The sequence below is a fragment of the Streptomyces sp. NPDC034670 genome, from assembly GCF_055574875.1.
The window spans coordinates 1-8,821 of sequence record NZ_JBVITR010000094.1 but is presented as its reverse complement, the minus strand read 5'-3'; the positions used below and the strand labels follow the sequence as shown (position 1 = coordinate 8,821).

The following is an 8,821-nucleotide window of genomic DNA, read 5'->3' as shown; positions in this document are numbered from 1 at the left end:
TGCTCCCGCTGTCACCCCACCCGCCAGACCCCCCCCGCGCCCCTTCCCCCCCCCCCCCCCCCCCCCCCCCCCCCCCCCCCCACGCCGGATGCCAAAGGACCGCATGCCCACCGTTTGCCTCGGGTCGAGGTCGTGGACGAGACGTCACTCCTCGGGGAGAAGGCTGATCCCTCGGCGGGCGGCGTCTTCCACCATGGCGGAGTAGGCGAGTGCTGCGGGGGTCATGTCCCACTCGGCCAGGGCGAGGAGCAGCACCATCTCCGCACGGTCCCGTGTGGCGTCGTAGGGGACTTCGGCCGCATCGGCTGCGGCCGCGAGGTCGGCGGTGGACAGCCCCTGCAGGCGGGCCGCGGTCGCCTGGTGCGTCTCCTGCAGGCCCTGGTGGTAGAGGACGTTGCCTTCGCGCAGCAGGTCCAGGAGGTCCTCGCCCTCGACCGCCGGTGCGGCCGCGGACAGTTCCAAAAGGCGCTGGGTGCTCGTCGTCATCATGGTCAGTATGCATCTCTAAAAGGGCTGGGAAGGAAGGTCGGGGGCGGTGGGGCCTGCATCGCAGCCGCCGCAGGCCGGGCCGGAGGCCGGCCGGGCGGCGAGGTGGACGGCTTTGCGTGGTGGCTGTTGCAGGGGGTGCGGATCTGCCTCTCCAGCAGGTCCATGTCGGGACCGTCGTCCGGCAGGACGATGCCGGGGTCGGGGGGCGATGGGCAGGCGGCTTTGTTCGATCAGGTCGGTGATGCGCCAGTCGGGACGGAAGCTGTCGCCGCGGGCGTGCTTGATCTCGGCGTACAGCGCGGCGAGCCGGGGCCGGCGGGCGATGGCCAGCAGCAGATCGCGCTTGGAGGCAAACACGCACAGCGAACAGGAACACCGACTGGTCCCGCGCCAGTCGTCCGCGCCCGGGTAGGAGTCGTAGGTCCAGTGGTGCGCCACGGGGGCGTCCCGGTGCCATTCGAGGACCGCGGCGGTGGGCCAGTCCTTGACCGGCAGCCATTCGTCGACGATCCGTGCGCTGTTGGTCAGGACGTTGCGGGAGGCGGGGTGGTGGGCGCGGTCGCGGCTCTCGTCGGCCCGCAGCCCCATGACCTTCAGGATCCGCACGGGTCGGCCGAGCTCGCGGCGCAGCCGGCGCACCAGGGGAGTCCAGGCGGTGGAGATGAGCGACTCCTTGGCGTACTTGCGGCAGTAGGGGCTGCCCATGCGGGGGAAGCGGCCGTAGGCGGCGATCTCGGTGAGCAGGAACGCGGGCTGTGTGACTTCCACATGGCGGTCGGGCGGGATGCCGCAGGCCGCGCTCTGGGCGGCGGCGAACTCGGACAGCGACGCATAGCGTGTGCCGTCGACGTGCACGGCCGGCCACTCCAGCGGCCCGAGCGTGGCGTGGTAGCTGATCACCCGGTCGGTGACCCCGGCCGCCGCGGCGTCCCGCATGAACGACCACAGCATGACGCTGCTGTCCTTGCCGCCGGACAGCTGCGGGGCGAGCAGGTCGTAGGCGGCCAGGTCCGGGGCGTCGGACGGGCAGACGGTGGGGCGTGCGGGCATGACTGCTCCAAGGAAGGCAGGGGAATGGGCGGACGGCCGTCACAGGGCGGCCGGTTCGGGATCGGAACGGCGCGGATAGGGCGGTCGCGCATCGATCCCGATCTTGATACGGGCACGTTGTCGCCGGTTTTGGCCCAGGGGGAAGATGAAACGGTGGGCGCCGCGTATGGCGGACGGTACGGGCACCGATCGCTGTCGGGGCCTCCCGTAGCCACACCGCGGGATCGCAGCCGGCCCGCGGCACGGGAGCACCCAGCGCGATCAGCCGGGCCTCGACGTACTGGTGGCCCTGCTCCTGGCGGCGGACCTTCTGCGCGGCTCGGTCGGAAGCGCACGGGTTAGCAGATTCTGAGAAGCGCTCGCGCGGGAACCCGCACCTGTCGACGTCTATAGGTACCGACGCCGTTCGGGTTGCACTGTGCTGGGCCTTCTTCCCCGGCACGGTGTGCACGGTAGGTGGTGGACGTTCGGCTGCATCGTGATGTCCGGTTTCCGCCAGCACGATCGGTGGCTGCTTTGAAGACTCGGTATATGATCTTCACGACCCCCCTGACGCCGGCGATAAGCGCGGACACCTTCACCGCGCTCCTGATCTTCTTGTTCCCGCTTGCGTACAGTCCGGGCCCGGGAAACGCGTTCTTCGCGGCGATCGGTGCGTCGAAGGGGCTGCGCGCCGCCGTGCCGGCCCTTGCCGGGTACCACATCGCGACCTTCGGTGTGACCGCGGCGATCGGGATCGGGATGGGGGTCACCATCCTGGAGCATCCCTTGTTCGCGAAGGTGCTCAGCGCGGTCGGGAGCCTCTACGTGTTGTGGTTGGCGGTGACGTTCGTTCGTGCCGCTCGGGCCAAGGGAGGAACCACGGCGGATGCCGCATCGGCTGGGGAGCAGCGGGTCGGGTTCCGGGCCGGCGCGATCGTCCTGCTACTGAACCCCAAGGCGTACTACATCATCGCGGTGTTGTTCACGCAGTTTCTCAGGCCGCCCGCCAACGATGACGCCGCCACGGTGCTGGTGATCACGGTCGTGTTCACGCTGAACAACCTCGTCGCCTTCATCGTCTGGGCACTCGGCGGCCGGGCGCTCACCGCCCTGTTCCGCAGTGAGCGGTCGAAGCGATGGATCGACTGCTTGTTCGCCGCCACCTTGATCGGAGTTGCGGTCTGGATGGCGGTACCGCTGTTCACCTGATCAGAAGCCACACATGACTCAGCGCAACGCGCCCCTGATCCTGGCCGGCCGTGAACGGTTGGCACGCTTGCCGTCATCGATGGATGGTCCGTGCGGCGCGCCGCTACCGTCACGGCCTTCCGCTGGTGGATTGCAGCTCCCGGCCACACTCGCCGCCGACGCGGACGCCGAGAAGCGTCGAACGGCGCATCGTGTCGCTGTGACTCAACGGAACCAGCTCCGGCAGTGCTTTGGTGAGCACGGCTGGGCTGGCCGGTACGCCGAACACCGTCACGCCGCTCAGCCGCGGCTTGTCGGCCGAGACGTCGTACAGGCCGAACCTGTGGACGGCTGCCGGATAGGAAGCGGAGTAGTGATGCTCGCGGACGAATGCTTCGGCGTCCTTCTCGCTGATCCGCTCCATTTCGTAGCGGCGTGCATCGAAGCCCTCCCTCACCGACATGCCGCCAGGAGTGCTGGCGCTGACGCCAGGGTGACGAGATCGGCACCTTCGGAAGGTCTTCGAACGGCAGCGTCTGCTGAACCGGGACCATCACCGGCCCCTCCCACCCACGGGCTCTTTCGGCAGCGCCCCGTCGGTGCGGGGGCAGAGCTGACCGGCGGTTGCGGATGCGGTCGTCGATGCGCCGATCAGGCGCGGCAAGGTCGTCATGCGTCGTCTCCAGACAGGGGGGAACCGGGCGACCGGGCGCGGACAGAGACCAGCGCGGTCTCTTCCGGCTGGGGTGATGAGAGGGATCAGGTGAGGGGGGAGCCGGGTGGCGGAGCCGGAGAGCAGGCGTGCCATTCCTGCTCGAAGGTGTCTTCCTGCTTGTTGATCATGCGGGCGGGGGCGGTGACGAACAGCTCTTCCGTCATCGGCCAGGCCGCGCGGCGGGGGCGGAGCCAGGCGCGGGCGCGTCCGTAGAGCGGGTCGTGCTCGACGTCGATGCCGTGCCGCTCGGACACGGAGATCAGCCGCTGGGCGAGCTGCTGCGGGCGGCCGATGTCGACGCGTTCGGTGGAGCGCATCACCGGGCGGCGCTTGCCGGACTCGGACAGCAGGAACAGGCGGCGCACGTGGTAGAGCGCCCAGGGCACATCGAGCTCGCGCTCGAACGCCTCCAGGCACACGCGGTCCCTGGGCCGGGAGCGGTCGAGGAGCTCCAGCAGGCTGCGTCTGCCGTACAGCCTGGCGTTGGGGTTCAGGCTCATCGCCGTGTACTCCAGGCGCAGCACCTCACCGGCGATGTCCGGGTGCGAGCGCATGCGCTCCAGGTGGGCCGGCAGCGCACCCATGGAGACGGGGAAGCAGCAGAAGGTGCAGTACGACTTCGGCCAGTGCACACCGAAGCGCTCCAGGAGATAGTCCTCGCACTGCCGGCGGTGCCAGCCCCAGTCGATAAGCGGATAGACCCTGGTGTGCCCGGGGATCTTGGAGGTGGCCGTGTCGCCGAAGCGGCGCCCGGGCTCGTCGGCGTTGAAGCCCATGATCTGCCGGAACGGGCGCCCGCCCATCTCCTGCGTGAGCCACCGGTCGCCGACCTCGCCCTTGGCGCGCAGGCTGCATGTGCGGGTGCCGGCCTGCTGGGGGACGGTGCCGACGGACTCCAGCTCGTCCCACAGCGTCCACGGCCCGTGGGCGAAGAGCCGCTCGGGGCGGCGGGAGTCGTCCAGGACCGTGATGTCGGCCGCCTTCGGCTGCCCGGAGCGGGACAGCTGCACGAACCGCACCCCGTGTTCGCGCAGCAGCGGCAGCATGAACTCCTCCACCAGCATCCGGGTCTCGGGCCACTCGCTGCCGGTGGCCATGTACAGCGCGGCGGTGCGCTCCAGGTCGATGCCGTGTGCGGGCGGGTCGGTGAGGATGTGCGCGAGGTAGGCGGTGGAGTCGGCGCCCAGGCCCCAGTTGATGACGGTGTCCACCTCGTCGGGGGTGCTCAGGCCGGGCAGCGACGGCGTGTGGATGGTTGCGGGCATGGCGGTTGCTCACTCCTTCGCGTCCTGCTCGGGCAAGCGGTGACGGGGATGATGAGGACCAGGTCGTGGGCGGGCCACGGGTCGCAAGCCTGCCAGGGGCGGCCGAGGGAAGTGGTGGGGCGCCGGCAGGCGAACCAGCGCCCCACGAGGTGGTGCGGGTGAAGGGGGAGAGCGCTACCGGCGGGTGAGCCGGTGCCGCACCGAGTGGCGCGGTGAAGGGGAGAACGGGAGGGCGGTACCGGCAGGCGAACCAGTACTGCACCCGGTGGCGAAGTGAAGGGCGGAAGGGGCGGGGTCAGGGGCCGACGTCGGCCGGGGTGCGGGCGGCGGGGCGGTGCCATCCGGAGGCCCGCCGCTGCTCCCACCAGGCGGGCGGGCCGCCCGCCTGACCGGCGGTTGGGCCACCGGTCCCCGCCCCGGCGACCTGGGCTGCTGCGGGGGCAGCGATCGAAGCGACCGGGACGGTGGGGGAGACGGGAGCGGCGGCGGCCGGGCTGGGCAGGCTGGTCTCGGTGTAGGCGATGCGCTGGCGCAGGCTGATGCCGAGGTCGTCCACGCTCAGGTAGACGGCGTCGTCCCGGATCTCGGTGATGCGGCCCGTGACCAGGACGCTGACCCCGTCGGTGAGGGACTCGGTGGCGTTGCGGGCCAAGTCCCGCCAGGCGGTGCACACGTAGCGGATCGGGGTCCCATCGCGCCACTGCCGCGCGGCTGCGTCCCACTGGGTGGGGGTCTGGGTGAGGCGGAACCGGCAGACGGCGAGGCCCGATTCGGTGAAGCGGACTTCCACATTGCCGGTGACGGTGCCGGACACGTGTGTGACGGACGGGGCCATACGAACACCTCCTTATTCTCATAATAGCTACTTACTTGGATGGGTCAATTCCCCTTTCGCTGCGCTTCGGCGGCATGGAGGGCGGTGCGGTCGGTGAGCCGCCGAAGGCGGGCCTTCCACGCGGGGACGCGGGCCGGGGCCGGCCGCGCCCCGAGAGTGCTGAACACGGTGGCGTCCTCGATCTCCACCTGGAGCGGGATCGTGCCGTCGGCCCGGGCCAGCTGTTCGTGGGCGGTGTCCAGGTGCACCGAGACCCGGACGGCCCGCAGGTCGGGGTCCAGGTAGGCGAAGACGAGAATCCCGGCCAGTTCGATGCAGGGCAGGCCTTCGTCGTCGGGGCCGGTCATCGGGTGGAAGACGGCCGCGCTGTTGGCCTGGGCGCAGGCCGTGTCGTCTTCTAGGGTCAGGCTGCGGGGCGTGTGCGCGCAGCGGGCGATGTCCTCGGCATACAGCGTGTAGTCCTCGTCGCCGCGGTGCTCCTTGGGGCCGTAGTAGAGGTCTATGGCCGTCTGGTCGTCGGCGGGAGGGCGGTGGGGGACGCCGTCGGTGCCCGCCACGTTGTCCCACGAACTGCGCGCGTGCTGGGCCAGCTCGGCCAGGGCGGAGGCCTCGTCGGACCAGAGCGTCACCTCGTCGCTGTGCCGGTCCCAGCGGCGCAGCACCCAGGCCCGGCCGGTCATCTGTCGGGTGAGGGCTTTTGAGGTGGCGAAGGTGAAGCGGCTCAGCCAGTCGCCGAGGATGTCGACGGTGTCCGCGCCCGGCCATTCGCCGGTGCGGGCCTGGAGTGCGTCCATCGTTGCGGCCAGGTCGATGATGGCCTCGCCTTCGGGCGTGGCCGGGTTGGGTGTGATCAGCACGGAGGGCTCCTTACGTGCGGTACGGGGGAAGGGCGGAAGTCAGGACTCGCCCAGGAGGGGGCGCAGCAGGTCCATCAGGCGCTGCTGGTCGGGGGTGAGGGTGGCGGTGCGCAGCAGGCGCCGGCGCAGGACGGGCACGTCGACGCTGATGCCGATGGGTGTGCTGGGCCGTCCGGGCGTGAAGAGCAGGCGGTAGGTGCGGGTGTGGATCATCCATGCCTCGTAGCGGTCGGCGGGGCGGCCGCTGCGGGCGGCGTGGCCTTCGTCGGGCGAGCGGGACGGGCACGGGCAGGACGGGTCAGTGCAGGGCCGTCCGGCGGGATGGGTGGCCAGGACGGGGCGGTGGCGGTAGTGGGTGGCGGTGCCGTTGAGCAGGGGGCAGTGCGCGGCGGCATACGGCAGGCACTCGGAGTGCAGCGCCGGTTCGGGGGAGTGCCCGCGGGCGGCGTCGGCCGGGCGGACGATCAGGTAGCACCGCTCGTCCAGAAACTGGCCGCAGATCTGGCACAGGCGCCGCAGGAAGGCGGTGCGGGCCCGGTCGGCGTCCAGGCTGCCGAAGGCGGCGTGGCCGCCGTGGATCAAGGACACCCACGGCACCACCAGACCGCCCGACAGCGGCCGGCGCGCACAGCGCTGGGGGATCGAATGCATCGGTTGTCTCCTTCGGGTCGCGGGGCGGGGCAGCTGGGGTCAGGTGCCGGGCTGTGGGGGAGGGCCGGTCAGGAGTTCCTCCCAGTGGGCGTAGTGGCAGTCGGTTGCCGCGTGCAGGCGCAGGTGCAGCCAGGACAGGTCCTGTCCGGTGCGCAGGACGGCTTCGGCGCCGATGGCCGCGGCCCGCGGGTGGACGGTGTCGTCGTCGGGGTCGGCGAGCGTGAGGATCAGGCCGGGGCGGTGGGGCATGTGGCGCAGCGTGAAGGCGGTGTAGCTGCGGTCGTCCAGGATCACGAGCGGGGCGAGCCGGTACTCCGCGGCGCTGAACAGCGGAGAGGGCAGGTGCCGCAGGGGAACCGGGCAGGGAAGCAGGCCGATCGGGTCGTCGTCGGGGCTGTCGCTGATGACCAGCACCGGCGTGCGCGCTCGCTCCTCGGGCGCTGGCGCTGAGTTGGGCATGGCGGGGACGCCTCGCTTTCGTCATCGGGGAATGGGGGTGCGGAGCGGGCGGGGGCGGGACAACCGGGGTGGGCGGTCCCGCCCCCGCGCCGGTCGGGTCAGCCGAGCGGGTAGAGCACCAGGGCCGGGACGGCGCTGTCGGGGATGCCGTCGGCGTAGAGCTCGCGCAGTTCCTTGTCCTGCTCCAGCTCCTCGGGCAGCGGGTAGACCTCGCCGACCTCGTCGCTGTAGGTCGGCGCGTAGCGGGCGTTGCTGTAGGTGGCGAACGGTGAGTAGCCGTTGCCCTCGGTGTCGCGGGAGAGCACCACCAGGGTGGTGCCGGGCAGCGCGCGCCAGTCGTGCCGGACGAGCTGGTGCAGGACGGCCAGGGTCAGGGGGCGGTCGCGCTCGTCGTCGTCCGGGGCGGGCGGTGCCGTCTGCTGGTTGTCGCTCATGAGGACCTCTCAGAGAGGGGAACAGGGGAGGGGCGCCGGGGCGGTGCTTGTGCGCCGCCGCCCTGGGGCGGCCGGTGGTGGGGGTGGTCAGTGGCCCGGTGTCGCCGGGGCCGGCGCGGCGGGTTCGGCTGTCTGGCCGGGCCATTGCCAGCTGCCGTGGTGGAGGTCGGTCCAGCGGCAGGAACCGTCGGGGTTCCACTTCACGCGCGCGGGCCCCCAGCCACCGATCGGGTGGGTGCGGCGGATCGCCGCCGGGCGGCCGGGGAGGTGGTCACGGCGCAGGTTGCTGCCGTCCAGTTGCGGTGCCTGGCCGTGCAGGTCCAGGGCCTGGAGGACGTCGGCCAGCAGTGCCCACAGCTGGTCGGGGTCCTGGGGCAGGTTGCGGATGCGCTGGTCGGAGGCGGTGATCCGGCGGGCCGCCTCGTCGCCACGGCGGTACCAGGTGCCGCTGCCCGGCACGGGCCGCACGGCCGTGCTCAGCTCCTTCACGTCCGGCGGGGCCGGCTCATCGGGGCGGGTGAGGATGCGGAACGTCTCACCCATGCCCAGGTAGTAGGCCGCTTCGTGTGCCGGTTCCAGCGGGCCGGTGTCCGCACCGGGGTTCGGCGGCTCGGGCAGGGGCGCGCCGCTCATGTCGCGTGCGTAGGTACGGGCGGCTGCAACGGTGCCGGGAGAGATGACCATGGTCGCCTCTGATTTCTCGAACGGTCTGTCGGAGGGGATGTGGCCGCGCTGTGGCGGCTGTCGGGACCGCCGGGCAGGACGGAGCGGTGAGGGCTCTGCCCTGCCCGGCGGTCCAGGGGCGGATGCTCCTATGGATGTCAAGCGGCTTCGGCGAGGTCGCTTCGGGCGGTGTTGCGGCCAGGGTGCGTCATGCGGAGTGACCTCACGAGGAC

11 protein-coding genes are annotated in these 8,821 nt (G+C 71.4%); 1 reads left to right on the top strand and 10 read right to left on the bottom strand.

Annotated elements, in window-relative coordinates:
* Positions 1–144 precede the first annotated feature (144 nt).
* Positions 145–486, bottom strand: a complete 342-nt coding sequence (locus tag ACZ56B_RS32010; RefSeq protein WP_468798351.1) for a hypothetical protein — start codon at positions 484–486, stop codon at positions 145–147.
* A gap of 18 nt (positions 487–504) precedes the next feature.
* Positions 505–1,539 carry a phosphoadenosine phosphosulfate reductase gene (locus ACZ56B_RS32005; RefSeq protein WP_468798348.1) on the bottom strand — a complete coding sequence of 345 codons (1,035 nt, stop codon included), beginning with the start codon at positions 1,537–1,539 and terminating at the stop codon, positions 505–507.
* Positions 1,540–2,070: 531 nt separating this feature from the next.
* Here ACZ56B_RS32005 and ACZ56B_RS32000 point away from each other — a divergent pair.
* On the top strand, positions 2,071–2,730 hold the full coding sequence (locus tag ACZ56B_RS32000) for a LysE family translocator (protein ID WP_468798345.1): 660 nt from the start codon (positions 2,071–2,073) through the stop codon (positions 2,728–2,730).
* Positions 2,731–2,839: 109 nt separating this feature from the next.
* Here the strand turns inward: ACZ56B_RS32000 and ACZ56B_RS31995 are convergent, their stop codons facing one another.
* From ACZ56B_RS31995 to ACZ56B_RS31960, 8 genes are all read right to left on the bottom strand, one after another.
* The gene (locus ACZ56B_RS31995; RefSeq protein ID WP_468798342.1) at positions 2,840–3,172 is read right to left on the bottom strand and encodes a Mom family adenine methylcarbamoylation protein; all 333 of its coding nucleotides are present in this window, start codon (positions 3,170–3,172) and stop codon (positions 2,840–2,842) included.
* A gap of 296 nt (positions 3,173–3,468) precedes the next feature.
* Positions 3,469–4,689, bottom strand: a complete 1,221-nt coding sequence (locus ACZ56B_RS31990) for a hypothetical protein (RefSeq protein WP_468798339.1) — start codon at positions 4,687–4,689, stop codon at positions 3,469–3,471.
* A 295-nt stretch (positions 4,690–4,984) separates the two neighbouring features.
* The gene (locus ACZ56B_RS31985; RefSeq protein ID WP_468798336.1) at positions 4,985–5,524 is read right to left on the bottom strand and encodes a single-stranded DNA-binding protein; all 540 of its coding nucleotides are present in this window, start codon (positions 5,522–5,524) and stop codon (positions 4,985–4,987) included.
* Between the two features lie 44 nt (positions 5,525–5,568).
* The gene (locus ACZ56B_RS31980; RefSeq protein WP_468798333.1) at positions 5,569–6,381 is read right to left on the bottom strand and encodes a hypothetical protein; all 813 of its coding nucleotides are present in this window, start codon (positions 6,379–6,381) and stop codon (positions 5,569–5,571) included.
* Positions 6,382–6,420: 39 nt separating this feature from the next.
* On the bottom strand, positions 6,421–7,032 hold the full coding sequence (locus ACZ56B_RS31975; RefSeq protein WP_004993919.1) for a hypothetical protein: 612 nt from the start codon (positions 7,030–7,032) through the stop codon (positions 6,421–6,423).
* A gap of 39 nt (positions 7,033–7,071) precedes the next feature.
* Complete coding sequence (locus tag ACZ56B_RS31970) at positions 7,072–7,491, bottom strand: hypothetical protein (RefSeq protein WP_468798329.1); 420 nt, start codon at positions 7,489–7,491, stop codon at positions 7,072–7,074.
* 98 nt (positions 7,492–7,589) lie between these two features.
* On the bottom strand, positions 7,590–7,925 hold the full coding sequence (locus ACZ56B_RS31965; RefSeq protein ID WP_468798326.1) for a hypothetical protein: 336 nt from the start codon (positions 7,923–7,925) through the stop codon (positions 7,590–7,592).
* 87 nt (positions 7,926–8,012) lie between these two features.
* Positions 8,013–8,558 carry a hypothetical protein gene (locus ACZ56B_RS31960; RefSeq protein WP_468798323.1) on the bottom strand — a complete coding sequence of 182 codons (546 nt, stop codon included), beginning with the start codon at positions 8,556–8,558 and terminating at the stop codon, positions 8,013–8,015.
* Positions 8,559–8,821: the final 263 nt, after the last annotated feature.

Excerpts from the sequence above, each read along its gene's own strand:
- ACZ56B_RS32010 (WP_468798351.1), bottom strand. The coding sequence starts at position 486 with ATGACGACGAGCACCCAGCGCCTTTTGGAACTGTCCGCGGCCGCACCG.
- ACZ56B_RS32005 (WP_468798348.1), bottom strand. The coding sequence starts at position 1,539 with ATGCCCGCACGCCCCACCGTCTGCCCGTCCGACGCCCCGGACCTGGCC.
- ACZ56B_RS32000 (WP_468798345.1), top strand. The coding sequence starts at position 2,071 with ATGATCTTCACGACCCCCCTGACGCCGGCGATAAGCGCGGACACCTTC.
- ACZ56B_RS31995 (WP_468798342.1), bottom strand. The coding sequence starts at position 3,172 with ATGTCGGTGAGGGAGGGCTTCGATGCACGCCGCTACGAAATGGAGCGG.
- ACZ56B_RS31990 (WP_468798339.1), bottom strand. The coding sequence starts at position 4,689 with ATGCCCGCAACCATCCACACGCCGTCGCTGCCCGGCCTGAGCACCCCC.
- ACZ56B_RS31985 (WP_468798336.1), bottom strand. The coding sequence starts at position 5,524 with ATGGCCCCGTCCGTCACACACGTGTCCGGCACCGTCACCGGCAATGTG.
- ACZ56B_RS31975 (WP_004993919.1), bottom strand. The coding sequence starts at position 7,032 with ATGCATTCGATCCCCCAGCGCTGTGCGCGCCGGCCGCTGTCGGGCGGT.
- ACZ56B_RS31970 (WP_468798329.1), bottom strand. The coding sequence starts at position 7,491 with ATGCCCAACTCAGCGCCAGCGCCCGAGGAGCGAGCGCGCACGCCGGTG.
- ACZ56B_RS31965 (WP_468798326.1), bottom strand. The coding sequence starts at position 7,925 with ATGAGCGACAACCAGCAGACGGCACCGCCCGCCCCGGACGACGACGAG.
- ACZ56B_RS31960 (WP_468798323.1), bottom strand. The coding sequence starts at position 8,558 with ATGAGCGGCGCGCCCCTGCCCGAGCCGCCGAACCCCGGTGCGGACACC.